Source organism: Rhizobium sp. SG741, assembly GCF_012275435.1.
GTDB lineage: Bacteria > Pseudomonadota > Alphaproteobacteria > Rhizobiales > Rhizobiaceae > Rhizobium > Rhizobium lusitanum.
The window spans coordinates 164,055-179,113 of the sequence record NZ_JAAZQP010000002.1 but is presented as its reverse complement, the minus strand read 5'-3'; the positions used below and the strand labels follow the sequence as shown (position 1 = coordinate 179,113).

Here is a 15,059-nt window from a genome sequence, read left to right as displayed (position 1 = left end):
GGCTGGAAGGTCCTGCGGAATGTCATCGTGGGGGACATGAGACGGGTCTTTTGACTGTGTCCCTGGTGCAATTGGGAGGATTGAGTAATGGCAACCACATCCGTGGCTGAGACGACTGGTCGAGGAGGCATGACCAGGGAAGAGAAGAAGGTCATCTTTGCCTCTTCGCTCGGCACAGTGTTTGAATGGTACGACTTCTATCTCTATGGATCCTTGGCCGCCTTCATCGGCGCCGCCTTCTTCAGTGACTATCCGGAGGCAACCCGCAACATCTTTGCCTTGCTCGCTTTCGCCGCAGGGTTCCTCGTCAGGCCGTTCGGTGCCTTGGTCTTCGGGCGGATCGGCGATCTCGTCGGCCGCAAATACACCTTCCTGGTCACCATCCTCATCATGGGCCTCTCGACCTTCCTGGTCGGTATCCTGCCGGGCTCGGCCAGCTGGGGTGTCGCCGCCCCGGTCATTCTGATTGCGCTGCGCATGCTGCAGGGCCTGGCGCTCGGCGGCGAATATGGTGGTGCGGCGACCTATGTCGCCGAACATGCACCCAATGACCGGCGCGGCTTTTACACATCATGGATCCAGACCACGGCAACGCTCGGGCTCTTCCTGTCGCTCATCGTGATCCTGGTGGTGCAGAATTGGCTCGGCAAGGATGCGTTTGCTGCCTGGGGCTGGCGCATTCCCTTCATCCTGTCCTTTATCCTTCTCGGTATTTCGGTCTGGATCCGGCTATCCCTCAGTGAATCGCCAGCCTTCAAGAAGATGAAAGAAGAGGGCAAGGGCTCCAAGGCGCCGCTGTCGGAAGCCTTCGGACAATGGAAGAACGCCCGGATTGCCTTGCTTGCCCTGTTCGGCCTCACCGCCGGTCAGGCTGTCGTATGGTATGCGGGCCAGTTCTATTCGCTGTTCTTCCTGCAGAACGTGCTGAAGGTCGACGGTCAGTCGGTCAACATCATGATCGCCATAGCGCTTCTGATCGGCAGCGGCTTCTTCGTGTTCTTTGGCTGGCTGTCCGACAAGATCGGCCGCAAGCCGATCATCATGGCAGGTCTTGCCCTGGCAATCCTCACCTATTTCCCGCTGTTCAAGGCATTGACCCACGCGGCAAACCCGGCGCTCGCCCAGGCTGAACAAACCATCCGCGCCGTCGTGACGGCCGCCCCCGGCGATTGCACCTTCCAGTTCAATCCGGTCGGCACTGCCAAATTCAACAATTCGTGCGATATCGCCACGTCTTTCCTGTCGAAATCATCGGTTCCCTACACGGTTGCCGATGGGCCGGCCGGGCAACCCGCAACCATCAAGATCGGTGACGCGACCGTGACATCTTATGATGCCACCGCAGCCGGGACCGGTGCGACGGCCAAGAGCGCCTCATTCGCACACGATATGAACCTTGCCTTGCAGAAGGCCGGTTTCCCGCTGGCACGCGATCCCGCCAAGGTGCCGGATGCCAAGCTCGATGGCTTCATTGCCGCAAACCCCGAACTCGGGCTCAATGCGGCAACGGTTCGGGCTGGCGACAAGACCGTCACGCCCGTTGCCGATCTCGTCAAGGCGAAGCTTCTAACAGCGGACCAGGCCGCCGGCGCAACCGAGATGCCGGTCTACACCGTACCCAATGGCGGTGCCTTCAAGATGGTCGCCGATCCCTCGGCAATCAACTGGCCTCTGACCATCGCCATTCTGACCGTTCTCGTCATCTACGTGACCATGGTCTACGGCCCGATCGCCGCAATCCTGGTGGAGATGTTCCCGACCCGCATCCGCTATACCGGCATGTCCTTGCCCTATCATATAGGCAACGGCTGGTTCGGCGGCCTGCTTCCGGCAACGGTCTTTGCGATGAGCGCGGCCAAGGGCGATATCTACTATGGGCTGTGGTATCCGATCGCGATCGCCGCGATGACCTTGGTCATCGGCGTTATCTTCATCCGCGAAAGCAAGGGCGTCGATCTCAACGCCATCAAGTAGCGGCACGGAGAGCAATAAAAGAAGGCCCGACCTCCACCCCAAGTCGGGCCTTCCTCGCCGGTTCAATTGCGGTATGAAGCGAGTCTGCGAACGACGCCCTCGCATGCTGGAAAGGATTACAATCCGGCAGCCACTTCCTGGACGAAATCCAGAAAAGCCCTGACCTTCGCCGGCGGAAGATGGCGGGAGGGGTGATAGGCATAGAGCGGAAAGAGCTCTTCCGACCATTCAGACAGGATCGGCACGAGTTCGCCCCGTGACAGGAAGGGCGCCAGGCCAATCGCGAGACTTTGAAAAATGCCGTTGCCCGCCAGGCATGCGGAAATGGCAACCGAAGGGTCGTCCAACACCAGGCGACTGCGCAGCCTGATCTCAACCAACTCGTCTCCTCGCTGGAATTCCCAAGGGAAGGGAAGGGAAGGCCGGTTTGCGGATCGCGAAAGAGAAGCGCCTCGTGATGGGCAAGATCGTGCGGCGAGCGCGGTTCGCCCTGCCTTTCAAGATAGGCCGGCGAAGCAACCGTCACGACGCGGGTTTCCAGCAGCTTGCGCACGATCAGAGACGATGCGTCCGGCGGCCCGAAGCGCACCGCCACATCGACACTCGCCATCATCTCCTCGCGGTAGTTGCTGGTCGAGAAATCCACCGACAGCAGGGGATAGCGGCTCAGGAACCGATGCAGCTCGGAGGCAAGCGCCATGCGCGCAAACCATGGATCCACCGAAACGCGTAACCGGCCGCCTACGACCGCAGCCGCGCCTGCCGCCTCCGCGGCGGCCTCGTCCAGCCCCGTCAGGAGCGGCATGACCCGTTCGTGAAAGCGTCGTCCCTCTTCGGTAAGGCTGACCTCGCGGGGATTGCGATCGAAGAGGCGCACGCCGACCCTCGCCTCCAGACGCGCTACCGCCCGGCTCACGCCCGATGGCGTCAGGCCGAGGATATCGGCGGCGCGCGCAAAGTTTCCCGCTTCGGTAACCGCCGCGAGGACGCCGACGCCGGTCAGAAGCCGCGTATCGAAAGCGATTCCGATCACAGCTCTGCAGCCCAGTGCCAGCAGAGCGTTGTTGCGCTTCAGCCCAATCCCCCTGCTCTTGAGGCCCTCGTGCGTTTCCTCCGGCAAGCCGCCTGCGAGGACACGGAAATTGGACATGCTCCATCACTCACCTCTGCCCCGCCCATGGCGGGTTGTTGTCGAGAGAAACATAGCCCGACGATCTGATGTCGTCGTGACGACATCAGGACATAAAACATTGCGTAGCGGCCAAGATGGAGCGATCGTGAGGAGCGGTGCGGCAATTATGTACGTCACAACGCTCTCACAGGTCCATGTTAAGCCCGCACAATTTCGAAGAATGCCCCACCGTTTGAACAAGGGAATTTCCTGCCATGACACCTCCTCGCCGCGTCACGGCTCTTGCCGCCTCATTCCTTCCCCTTCTTTTCGCTCCGGCCCTTGCCGACTCGGATGTGCTGTGGAAGATCGTTCATGACAGATGCGCGGTGCAAACCGCTCCGTGCCTCTCGGTAAACACCGCCGAACACTATGCGATGCTGAAGGACCTGAATGGTATCGCGCAGTTTCTTCTGATCCCCACCGACAAGATCACCGGCATCGAAAGCCCCGATCTCCTCACTCCGGCAACGCACAACTTCTTTGCCGACGCCTGGGCCGAGCAGGGTGATGTCGATTCCAGATTGCCGCATGCGATCCCTCGCGACGGTCTGAGCCTCGCCGTCAACGCGCAGCAGGCCCGCACGCAGAACCAGCTTCACATCCACATCGACTGCCTCAGCACGGATGCCCGCGCTGTCCTGAAGGCCGATGCCGATCGCGTCGGGACCGACTGGGCGCCGCTGCCGGATGCTATTGCCGGTCATCAGTTCACCGCGATCCGCGTCAAGGGCGAAACACTGGGCGACTTCAATCCATTCCTGGCGCTTGCCAAGACCCTGAAGGACCCGGCAAAGGACATGGGCGGTCACAATCTCGTCGTTGTCGGCGCCAACTTCGCCGAGGGCCCCGGCTTCATCGTTCTGACTGACGTCGCTAAACCCGGCATGGGCGGCGAGGATGTGCAGGATCACAGCTGCGCCATCGAGCATTGATGACGATAGCGGATGACCTCTGCGCGGCAACGCTAAAGATTTGAAACATGGGCCGTTTCCTTGCATGATCCGCTGCCTGCCGGTGGCAGGATGCGAAACCCACAGCCTGGAAACGAGCCCATGCCGAAGCCTACCGCCGATCAGATCGATGCCGTTCTTGCCCATGTCGACCGCACCATCGATCAAAGCCTGGGTCGGCTCTTCGACCTTATCCGCATTCCCAGCATCTCCACCGATCCTGCCTATGGCGATCATTGCCGCCGGGCCGCGGAATGGCTTTCCGCAGATCTGACGGCCATGGGCTTCGATGCGTCCGTCCGGCATACCACCGGCCACCCCATGGTGGTCGCTCACGACAAGGCGGCATCCGGGGCGCATGTGCTCTTTTACGGCCACTACGATGTGCAGCCCGTCGATCCCCTGGCGCTCTGGAACACCGATCCCTTCGAACCGGTATTGCAGCCGCTCGAAAACGGCGACACCGCCATCGTCGCGCGCGGCGCATCGGATGACAAGGGACAGCTGCTGACCTTCGTGGAAGCCTGTCGCGCCTGGAAAGCCGTGACAGGCGCCCTGCCCATCCAGGTCAGCATGCTGTTCGAGGGCGAGGAAGAGGCAGGCAGCCCGAGCCTGGCTCCATTTCTCGACAAGACGGCAGCCGAGCTTGCCGCGGATACGGTTCTCGTCTGCGATACCGACATGTGGGACCATGACACGCCGGCCGTCACAACTATGCTGCGCGGCCTGGTCGGCCAGGAAGTCGAGGTGACCTGCGCCGATCGCGATCTGCATTCCGGCATGTTCGGCAATGCCGCGCGCAATGCATTGCAAATCCTTGCGGATGTCGTTTCCAGTCTGCGCACGCCGGATGGCGGCGTGGCCATCGCCGGCTTTTATGACGGCACGCGGGAATTGCCGGATGCGGTTCGCAAGCAGTGGCAGGCGCTACCCTTCGATGAAGAAGGCTTCCTTCGCGATATCGGCCTCAGCATCCCCGCAGGCGAGAAGAACCGCTCGATCCTTGAGCAGATCTGGGCGCGTCCGAGCTGCGAGATCAACGGCATGAGTGGAGGTTATACAAGCGCTGGTTTCAAAACGGTCATCCCGGCAAAGGCGAGCGCCAAGATCTCCTTTCGCCTGGTCGAGGGCCAGGATCCGATCGCCATCCGTGACGCATTCCAGGCGCATGTGCGTGCTCGTATTCCGGCCGATTGCTCGGTCAGCTTCAAGGACCATGGCTTGGCACCCGCAACGACGATGCCGCTCGACAGCCCGTTTCTACGCAAGACACTGGAAGCTTTGACTACGGAATGGCAGCGCGAGGCAGCGCTGGCGGGAACTGGCGGATCGATCCCGATCATCGGCGAATTCAAGCGGCGGCTTGGCTGCGATGCGCTATTGGTCGGCTTTGCCCGCTTCGACAACCGCGTCCACAGCCCGAACGAGAAATACGATCTCTCGAGCTTTCACAAGGGGATCCGATCCTGGGTGCGCATCCTGGCGGCCTTCGGCGATATATGATGCGAAGCCGCTATCGTCGTGTTGCTCAGCCAATGATTTATGAATCTGGCTTCTAACTTCTATCGCGATTCACATACTAATCTTTTTGATGAGACAGCTTAAATATTGTAGTCTGGGGTTGTGAGCCTGAGCTATGCGTCATCCGGTTGTTGAGCATTCAGATCATCAAACGACGCACGGCGTTGAAGGTTCGCAATCGAAAGCCGCAGGAGGCATTTCATGAATCTTCAGATCAATAGTCAGTCGTACCAAGTCACCTCGGACGGCGACACGCCGCTCCTTTGGATCATCCGCGATGAACTTGGCCTGACAGGCACGAAATACGGCTGCGGGCTGGCGCAATGCGGTGCCTGTTCCGTCCTGGTGGATGGAGAAGTGGTGCGCTCATGCGTGACGCCACTGGACAGCGTCGTTGGTCGCCAGATCACCACGATCGAGGCCATCGAGAACGATCCCGTCGGCAAACGGGTGGTCACCGCCTGGGTCAAGCACCAGGTTCCGCAATGCGGTTACTGTCAATCGGGTCAGGTCGTCGCCGCAACGGCACTCCTCAAGGAGACACCCAATCCTTCCGACGAAGAGATCGCCGCGGCGATGATCAATCTCTGTCGATGCGGGACCTACAACGCGATCAAGGCGGCCGTCAAAGACCTCTCCTCGAAAGAAGGAGAAACGCTATGACCGAGTCCAACCGCAATCTTGTTCCCGAAGATGAATTCCCGACCGGATCTCCGGTCAACATCTCGCGGCGGCGCTTTCTCCTTGCCTCCGCCGGGGCTGCAACGGGCGCATTTGTCCTCGGCTTCGGCGTTCCGATCAGCACCGCACGAGCGCAGCAGGCCGCCGGCCCCATGCCTCCGGGCACGCGCGTCCCCGCGTTTCTGGAAATCCGCCCCGACAACACGGTCCGCTTCATGAGCCCATTCGCCGAAGGCGGCCAGGGCGTCTTCACGGCGATGGCCCAGATCGTCGGCGAAGAGCTCGATGTCGATCCGAAAATGTTCGTGGTCGAGAACGCACCGACGGGTAACGATTATCTGGTGGTGCACGGCAAGATGCGCATCACCGGCGGCAGCATGTCGGTGCGCACGAGCTATGAGACCATGCGCAAGCTCGGTGCGCTCGCACGCAACATGATCCTGCAGGCCGCCGCCAAGCGCCTGGATGCGCCGATCGGCGAACTGACGACAGAGCCGGGCCGGGTGATCCATGCCGCGTCCGGACGCTCGCTTGCCTATGGCGAGGTCGCGACGGAGGCATTGGATCTTCCCGTGCCGGACCCTGCGAGCGTGGCGCTCAGGGACCCGAGCCAGTTCCGCTGGATCGGCAAGCCGGTCGAGCGTCTCGATGTCTATGACAAATCGACGGGCAAGGCGGTCTACGCGATGGACTGCAAGGTCGACGGCATGCTGCATGCCGCCGTCCAGCACGCCCCGCGCCTAGGCCTGATCGTCGGCCGTATCCGCAACGAAGACCAGCTTCGCGCGATGCCGGGCGTCCACTCCGTTCATAACCTGCAAGGCGCTGTTGGCGTCGTTGCCGAGCGGTGGTGGAATGCCAAGCGCGCCGCCGAAGCGGCTCAGGTCGATTGGAAAGAGCCCGGCCCGGATGCCGATCCCGCGTTTCGCCAGATGCCGGCGGATTTCTCTACCGCAGCCTTCAGCGATCGGCTGGCAAACGAGCCGGGCACCGGCAAGGACGCGGAGAATGTCGGCGATACCGCCGGGACTCTGTCGAGCGCTAAGACCGTCGTTTCGGCCACCTACAAGAGCCAGTATGTGCATCACGCACAACTGGAGCCGCCCTCGACCTTGGCACGCTTCAACCCGGACGGTACTCTGGAAGTCTGGATGCCCAACCAGGCGCCGGAGCAATTCCAGGCCGACATTGCCAAGCTGACCGGGCTCGACGCATCGAAAATCACGGTCCATAGCCCGCTTCTCGGCGGCTTCTTCGGGCGCCATTTTCTCTATCCATCCGCCAACCCCTATCCCCAGGCCATCCAACTTGCCAAGGCGGTCGGGCGCCCGGTCAAGCTCATCTGGAGCCGCGAGGAGGAATTTCTGCGCGATCCGCTGCGCCCGATGGCCGCGGTGCGTTTCCGGGGCGCGCTCGACGCCAGCGGCATGCCCGTCGCGCTCGAAGCCATCAGCGCTTGCGAAGGGCCGACGGAAGGCGTTTTCGGCCATAAGGAGGACTCGCTGGATCCAACCGCCCTGGAGGGCCTGACCGGCAAGTCCTATGCCATTCCCAACTACCGCATCGCCCAGATCTACGTGAAAAATCCGACGATGCTCGCCTATTGGCGTTCGGTCGGCAATTCCATGAATGACTTCTTCTATGAGACATTCCTAGACGAACTGGCCGACAAGGGCGGGCAGGACCCCTACGAGCTGCGCACCAAGCTGTTGCAGAAGAATGAGCGGCTGAGTAACCTGCTGAAGGCCGTCGGCGATCTCTCCGGCGGCTGGAAACGAGGGCCGTTCACCGCGGAAGATGGCTCGCGCCGCGCGCGGGGCGTTGCAATGGCGTCTCCCTTCGGCAGCCATACGGCGGCGATAGCTGAAGTCTCCATCCGCAACGGGCAGGTCGTCGTTCACGACGTCTGGGAGGCAATCGACCCCGGCAGCATCGTCAATCCGGCAATCATCGAAGCACAGATCAACTCGGCAACCGCTCTCGGATTATCGCAGGTGCTGATGGAGGAAGCCGTTTACAAGAACGGCGAGCCCGTGGCGCGCAACTATGATCTCTATCCGATCCTGCCGCCCGATCGCATGGCCCGCGTGCATGTTCGCATCATCGAAAGCGGGGCCGAGATGGGCGGCATCGGCGAGCCGGGTCTTCCCGCCATTCCTCCGGCGGTCGCCAATGCGGTTTCGACGCTGACCGGCAAGCGGATCCGCAGCATGCCGCTCTCCAACTACACGTTCGAAAGCTAGAGCGCAGCGCTCGCTGCGCAGCGCACGTTTCCGGCTCCCGGTCCATTTATCGGACTGGGAGCCGGAAATCAGCAAGCTGATCCGGTCTGTTCGGCGAAGCAGTCAATCGCGACTGGCTCCCGAATAGCCGAATACGAAACCCTCTAGCAAAGACGTGAGGCACCCTTGCGGAAATTTCTTCTGGTTCTTCTTTTGATCGTCGTGCTTGTCGCTGGCGGCCTCACCTGGTTCGTCACCCGGAAACCGGCCTCCCCCTTCGACAATATCGCCGAGGCGCAGGCTCCAACGGAGCAGCTGCTTCAACAGGGCGAATATGTCGCGCGTCTGGGTGACTGCGTTGCCTGTCACAGCACTCCGAAAAGCGCCCCCTTTGCCGGAGGCCTCGAGATGGGGACACCGCTAGGCTCCATCTTCACCACGAATATAACGCCGGACAAGGAAACCGGCATCGGCAATTATACGCTCGCAGATTTCGACCGCGCCGTTCGCCAGGGCGTGGCGCGCGATGGACAGCGTCTCTATCCGGCGATGCCCTACCCGTCTTACGTGAAGATGAGCGACGACGATATTCGGGCGCTCTATGCCTACTTCATGAACCGGGTCGAGCCGGTTCATCAGGCAAGCAGGCTTTCGGACATAAAATGGCCGCTGAACATGCGTTGGCCGTTGGCTGTGTGGAACGCGGTTTTCACAGAGGGCGGAACCTATCAACCCAAGACCGCCGGCGATAACAGCTGGAACCGGGGTGCCTATCTCGTCCAAGGGCCGGGGCATTGTGGAAGCTGTCATACACCGCGTGCGATAACCATGGCGGAAAAAGCGCTCGATGAAAGCAGCCCGCTCTACCTTTCCGGCGCTCTTCTCGACGGCTGGTATGCCCCGAGCCTGCGGGGCGATCCCAATACCGGTCTCGGCCGGTGGACCGAGGAGGACATCTACGCATTTCTCAAGAACGGCAGGAACGAGCACGGCGTCGTCTTCGGCTCGATGGCGGATGCCTTCAACAATTCGACGCAGTTCATGACCGACGACGACCTGAGGGCGATCAGCCATTATCTGAAATCATTGCCTGGGGATCCTGCCCGCGACGGGACGCCCTGGCAATATGTCAAGGCCGCCGCGGATAGCGCTTCCCTTCCTGCCCATCAAGACAACCCCGACGCACAGACATTCGTGGCGAAATGCAGTTTCTGTCATGGTGTCGACGGCCGCGGAAAGGCGCCGTGGATTCCACCTCTGGCCGGATCGACCTCGTCGCTTGCGAAGGAAAGCGCGTCCCAGATCAATGTCACCCTGAACGGCTCCGGCCGCGTCGTGGCGAACGGCATTCCGGACGCCTATCGCATGCCTCCGTTCAGACAGCAGCTTTCGGATCAACAGATCGCCGATGTCCTGACTTTCGTGCGCTCCTCCTGGGGAAATCAAGGCGGACCGGTCGTGGCCAACGACGTGAAAGCCCTGCGCACGCACACCGATCCGGCAAGCAGCAGTCCCATCGTGCTCCAAATGCGATAGATCTGCCGCCGAGCCCTCAAACAAGGTTGGGCGGAAAGGTCCGATGAACTTTCCGCCTCATATTGCTGCTCCGCAAGCTTGGCAGACCGCGCTCGCCTCATTCGTCTGCTCACCCTGGAGGACGCCTTCACATGGCCCCTCCTGCGGCAATGAGATGATTGCCCTGAGGCCGGGATTGTTTGGCTGAAGGAGGATGTCGCCACCATGCTGCCGGGCAACGGCCCGGGCAATCGACAGGCCGAACCCGACGCCGCCAATGCCTCTCCAATTCTATGGCATGCGTTTCTCCGCGCCAAGCAGATCAGGAGGTCAGGTCATCCGCGCTCAACGCTAGAGCATATCGTCCAGGCTCCAATGGTTGTTCCATCGTGCGTCGATTTCGTCATTGACGTTCTGGTACCTGATATCGGTGGACAGGCGCAGCCGCTGACTCCTGTCCTGATTGGTCGTCGACGCGTGGATCATAAAGGGCGAGTGGAGCATAATGTCTCCCGCCTGGTAGTCCGCGGCCAACCAACGCGTATTGAAACGCTCCGCCATGTCGGGCAAGTCCTTTGAAACCCATCCGCCTTCCGTCATGTTTCGATTGTAGGCGCTTATGCGTTCCTCAGGGCTCAGATCCGCGTTCTGCTCGCTGAATTCACGTTCCATCCTGAGGCCGATCGCGTGCGATCCTTCGAGATAGACCAGGCCGCCCATTTCGACCGGAATATCGCCAAGGGGAATCCATGTGGTCACAACCCGGCTCGTGCCGCCGCGGAGATAGACGAGATCGTAATGCGCCGGCGTCACGGTTGTCGTGCCGGGTCGGACATGGCGCATGATCTTGCGCTTGTGCAAATAGGAGATACCCGACAGAAATTCGTCCATGAAACGCGCCATGCGTGGCTGTGCGCAGAAGCCTTCATATGCAACCGACCGGACCAGAGACATGAGATATCGGTCCACTGCCCTGTTGTCCGTCACAGCCGCGGCTGCGATCCCTTCTCGCGGATCCGTTCCCTGCTCGATCAGTCCAACGCTGGCCAGATGGCCGAAAACCCAGCCGCGGAATTCGATGACGTCGTTGCGCGGCAAAAAGCCCTTCAGCCATACGTAGCCGTTCTCCTCGTAAAGACGGCGGATGGTCCCGACACCGATCGCCGGATCGGTCGGCGTCAGATATCCGAACCGATCCGGTGCCGTCGACAGGATCTTTCCGTTAGCAGTAAGGGCGGGCCTCTCCTCGCTGGATTGCGTCGCCTGTGCGGAAACCGACATTTCACTCGTCCGAAGCTTGCGTTGATAGTGTCCAGAATGTAGCGGATAAGGACACTCTCCTACATAGAGGAAAGCCATACTGGACTTTTCGCTCAGATGAGAACAGCCGAAGCAGTCTATCGATCTCCTCTCGCGGCAGCCGGCGGCCTTGCAGTCACCGGTAGTGGAAAACAGCAGGTGAGGCACGCGGTCAGGGACCGGAAGCTGCCAAGTTATGCGGTGGTTCTGGTGGAGCAAGGCCAGGGCTTTCTCGAGACCGTTGCCTGTGGCCGGCAGAGCGTGGAGGGGCCGGCGCTTTTCTGGCTTTTTCCGGGCCGACAGCATTCATATGGGCCGGATGCGTCAGGCTGGAGCGAACGGTGGGCGCTTTTCGAAGGTTCACTCGTGCGCGACTTCGTGCGACTGCGGCTCATTAGCGAACAATCCCCAATCGTGGCCCTGCGCAATCTCGACCGGGTGCAGCGTCTCTTCACCGGTCTCCACGCCGATCTGCTCGACGATACGAACCTCGCCAGAGCCTCTGCCGCCGCAATTCTTCACCAGATCGTCGTGTCGGCGGCCCGGCAGGCAAGCCATGCGACACCGTCACGCCGTGACGGATCTGATATCGCCGCGATCGTCGAAGCGCTTCGCAAAAGAGCCATGCAGCCACTCGACATGGCCGCATTCGCCGCCGAACATGGAATGTCGGCCGCCACGCTGCGCCGAAAGGTCACGGCAGAAACCGGACTGTCGCCAAAGGGCTTCCAGCTTCGGGTGCGCATGGATCACGCCAAGGAGTTGCTGGCAACCACCGACGACAAGATCGAGATCATTGCCGCTGGGGTCGGGATCGGCGACGCCTTTTACTTTTCGCGGCTGTTTCATGAAAGGGAAGGCTGCACGCCGCGCGAATTCCGAGCACGCTACAAGAGGACTTGAAGCGTCAATCAAAATTATTGGCGAGGACCGCTGGTTAGAATGCGAGCTTCGCTAGTTCGCGTACATATGATAAGCCTATCTTAGAAGATAATCTTTACAGTTTGCCTTCATATATGGTATGAAGTGCGTATGAGTGATCAATCGGATAAACCTCACATGGCGGATGCCGCCGCCCTCGCACAAGATCTCCGCGGCATCATGAGCAAGCTCAAACGCCGGCTGCGTGAACAGGCTAATGTCGGAGACCTGACGCCGACGCAGATATCTGTGCTTCTGCGCCTCGATAAGGACGGTCCGGCGACGACATCAAACCTCGCGCGCGCCGAAGTCATGCGGCCGCAGTCGATGGGGGCGGTCGTCAGTGCGCTGGAGGCGGCCGGGCTTGTCGATGGCGTGCCGGACCCGGCGGATGGGCGGCAAACCATCCTGTCGCTCACCGACACCTGCCTTCGATTGATTCGGGAGGGCCGTGCCGCGCGGCAGGATTGGCTGCATCGCAAGATCGAAGCGCGACTTTCCCTGGAGGAGCAAGAGCAACTCCGGACATCCCTCGAGCTGCTGCGGCGGCTGGTCGACGATTGACAATCGACATCAACGGTTCCTCCCCCGAAATCTGCGAACAATCCGAAAAAGGAAATCCCATGGCGCTGACCGCGCTTGACGCAAAGACCGCACTTATCGTTGTCGATCTCCAGAAGGGCATCATCGGCTCACGCTTCATCCACGCCATCGGCCCGGTCGTGGACAGGACGGTCGAGTTGATCGGTGCATTCCGCAAGCATCGGCTTCCCATCGTGCTCGTCAATGTTGCCGGCGTGGCGCCCGGCCGCACGGAACGACAACGACAACATGCGAGCGTCCTTTCCGAGGACTTCACCGATTTCATTCCGCAGATCGATCGACAGCCCGATGACATCGTCGTGACAAAGCGAACTTGGGGCGCTTTTGCCAGCACCGATCTGGATAGGCAGTTGAAGTCGCGAGGCGTCACACAGGTCGTCATCACCGGCGTCGCGACCGGCACGGGCGTCGAGTCGACAGCTCGACAGGCCTACGAACAGGGCTTCAATGTGACGCTTGCCATCGATGCAATGACGGACGCGCGCACCGAGGCGCACGAATACAGCATCAACCAGATCTTCCCGCGGCTCGGCGAGACCGGGACTGCCCACGACGTCATGCAACTGCTTGCAAGCCGGAGCGAATAATATGTCGATCTCTCATCTCATATCCTATTTTTTCGGCGGCGCTTTCCTGATGAACGCTGTGCCGCATGTCGTCAGCGGCGTCATGGGCAAGCCGTTCCAAACCCCCTTCGCCAGGCCGCGGGGTGAAGGACACTCGTCCTCGACGACGAACGTGGTCTGGGGCTTCTTCAATCTCTTCATTGCTTATCTGCTCCTCGTACATGTCGGCGGTTTCGCACTCGATGATGTGGGAGATGCCGCCGTTGCCAGCGTGGGCGCCTTCCTGCTCGCAGTGATGATGGCGTGGCATTTCGGTCGCTTCAACGGCGGCAATACGCCCAGCCGTCCATGAAGAAGAGCCCGCTCGCCGCCACCTTCCGGTCGATGCGGCATTTCAACTATCGCGTCTGGGCAGCGGGCTCGCTGGTCTCCAATATCGGCACCTGGGTTCAGCGCACGGCCCAGGACTGGCTGGTCTTTGCAGAGCTCACCCATCATGATGCCTCGGCCGTCGGCACCGTCATGGCGCTGCAATTCGCGCCGCAGCTGCTGCTGTTGCCCTGGACGGGATATGCGGCGGACCGTTTCAACCAGCGCAAACTCCTCATCGCCACCCAGGCCACGATGGGCGGCCTCTCCCTGGCGCTCGGCGCCCTAACCGTCCTCGGCATCGTGCAGCTGTGGCACGTCTACATCTTCGCCTTCCTATTCGGCAGCGCGGCTGCCCTCGATGCTCCCGTTCGCCAGACCTTCGTCGCCGAACTCGTCGGCGACGAGAACCTGTCAAATGCGGTTGCGCTCAATTCGACCTCCTTCAACGTCGCGCGCATGGTCGGTCCGGCTGTCTCCGGCGTTGTCATCGCAGCGATCGGCACCGGCTGGGCCTTCCTCATCAACGGCGTGTCCTTCGTGGCGGTGCTCGTCTCGCTCGCCTTCCTGCGCGTCGACCAATTGCGCTCGAATGCCAGGGTGATCCGCGCCAGGGGAAACTTCGTCGAAGGGCTCCGCTACGTCCGGAGCCGGGCGGACCTCAGGGCGATGTTGCTCATGCTGTTTCTGATCGGAACCTTCGGCCTGAATTTCCCGATCTTCATATCCGCGATGGCGGTCGGCATCTTCCACGCCGACGCTGCGGGATACGGCCTCCTGTCATCGATGATGGCGATTGGAACGATTACCGGCGCCCTCCTGAACGCCGGCCGTGAAAAGGTACGCTTCCAGGGCCTTCCTGTCGGCGCCGGCGTTTTCGGGATCGGCTGCACGCTGGCGGCGTTTGCTCCCGGCTATTGGCCATTTGCCGCCGCTCTCATCGTCACCGGCATTGCGGCGCTCACCTTCACCAATACCACGAACAGCCTCATGCAGCTTTCAACAGCGCCGGCCATGCGCGGAAGAGTAATGGCGCTGCGCGTCAGCATTGCACTCGGGGGTACGCCGATCGGCGCCCCGATCGTCGGCTGGGTGGCCGATCATTGCGGCCCTCGCTGGGCGCTCGGCATCGGCGCCGCTTCAGGCTTTGCCGCCGCTATCGTCGGACTTTACGCCATGATGCGACAAGCCCGACGTGAGCGAACGGATGACGACATGCAGCCAACGCCAGATCGGCCAGGTTTATGACAGTCGCGATGTGAGA

The 15,059-nt window shown here is 61.1% G+C and carries 12 protein-coding genes and 1 pseudogene; 11 read left to right on the top strand and 2 right to left on the bottom strand.

All coding sequences use genetic code 11. The features are described from left to right. The first annotated feature begins 87 nt into the window (after nt 1-87). Entirely contained in the window at nt 88-1,974 is a 1,887-nt protein-coding gene (locus FHT29_RS06245) for an MFS transporter (RefSeq protein WP_047638347.1), read from the top strand. A 116-nt stretch (nt 1,975-2,090) separates the two neighbouring features. On the opposite strand, the pseudogene FHT29_RS06240 reads toward FHT29_RS06245, so the two are convergent. Further along, nucleotides 2,091-2,998 (bottom strand): annotated as a pseudogene (locus FHT29_RS06240) (LysR family transcriptional regulator). Nucleotides 2,999-3,360: 362 nt separating this feature from the next. On the opposite strand from FHT29_RS06240, the gene FHT29_RS06235 reads away from it, so the two are divergent. From FHT29_RS06235 to FHT29_RS06215, 5 genes are all read left to right on the top strand, one after another. Further along, the gene (locus FHT29_RS06235; protein WP_047638346.1) at nt 3,361-4,080 is read left to right on the top strand and encodes a CDP-diacylglycerol diphosphatase; all 720 of its coding nucleotides are present in this window, start codon (nt 3,361-3,363) and stop codon (nt 4,078-4,080) included. A 120-nt stretch (nt 4,081-4,200) separates the two neighbouring features. Then, nucleotides 4,201-5,601, top strand: coding sequence for a M20/M25/M40 family metallo-hydrolase (locus FHT29_RS06230; protein WP_047638345.1), 1,401 nt, complete (start codon nt 4,201-4,203; stop codon nt 5,599-5,601). A gap of 219 nt (nt 5,602-5,820) precedes the next feature. Then, nucleotides 5,821-6,282: a (2Fe-2S)-binding protein gene (locus FHT29_RS06225; RefSeq protein ID WP_037192906.1), complete on the top strand. Its 462-nt coding sequence runs from the start codon at nt 5,821-5,823 to the stop codon at nt 6,280-6,282. Further along, the gene (locus FHT29_RS06220; protein ID WP_168599376.1) at nt 6,279-8,543 is read left to right on the top strand and encodes a xanthine dehydrogenase family protein molybdopterin-binding subunit; all 2,265 of its coding nucleotides are present in this window, start codon (nt 6,279-6,281) and stop codon (nt 8,541-8,543) included. The genes FHT29_RS06225 and FHT29_RS06220 overlap by 4 nt, the downstream gene beginning before the upstream one ends. Before the next feature lie 165 nt (nt 8,544-8,708). Then, nucleotides 8,709-10,058, top strand: a complete 1,350-nt coding sequence (locus FHT29_RS06215; RefSeq protein ID WP_168599375.1) for a cytochrome c — start codon at nt 8,709-8,711, stop codon at nt 10,056-10,058. 330 nt (nt 10,059-10,388) lie between these two features. On the opposite strand, the gene FHT29_RS06205 is transcribed toward FHT29_RS06215, so the two are convergent. Then, a complete protein-coding gene (locus tag FHT29_RS06205; protein ID WP_168599374.1) occupies nt 10,389-11,318 on the bottom strand; it encodes a phytanoyl-CoA dioxygenase family protein in 930 nt (309 codons plus the stop codon). Nucleotides 11,319-11,414: 96 nt separating this feature from the next. Between FHT29_RS06205 and FHT29_RS06200 the strand changes: the two genes are divergently transcribed. From FHT29_RS06200 to FHT29_RS06180, 5 genes are all read left to right on the top strand, one after another. Further along, nucleotides 11,415-12,239, top strand: a complete 825-nt coding sequence (locus tag FHT29_RS06200) for an AraC family transcriptional regulator (RefSeq protein WP_168599373.1) — start codon at nt 11,415-11,417, stop codon at nt 12,237-12,239. Nucleotides 12,240-12,395: 156 nt separating this feature from the next. Further along, nucleotides 12,396-12,821: a MarR family transcriptional regulator gene (locus FHT29_RS06195; protein ID WP_245297466.1), complete on the top strand. Its 426-nt coding sequence runs from the start codon at nt 12,396-12,398 to the stop codon at nt 12,819-12,821. Nucleotides 12,822-12,880: 59 nt separating this feature from the next. Continuing rightward, nucleotides 12,881-13,447 carry an isochorismatase family protein gene (locus FHT29_RS06190; protein WP_168599372.1) on the top strand — a complete coding sequence of 189 codons (567 nt, stop codon included), beginning with the start codon at nt 12,881-12,883 and terminating at the stop codon, nt 13,445-13,447. Between the two features lies 1 nt (nt 13,448). After that, nucleotides 13,449-13,778: a hypothetical protein gene (locus FHT29_RS06185; protein ID WP_168599371.1), complete on the top strand. Its 330-nt coding sequence runs from the start codon at nt 13,449-13,451 to the stop codon at nt 13,776-13,778. Next, complete coding sequence (locus tag FHT29_RS06180; protein WP_168599370.1) at nt 13,775-15,043, top strand: MFS transporter; 1,269 nt, start codon at nt 13,775-13,777, stop codon at nt 15,041-15,043. Before FHT29_RS06185 ends, FHT29_RS06180 begins: the two co-directional genes overlap by 4 nt. Nucleotides 15,044-15,059 lie beyond the last annotated feature (16 nt).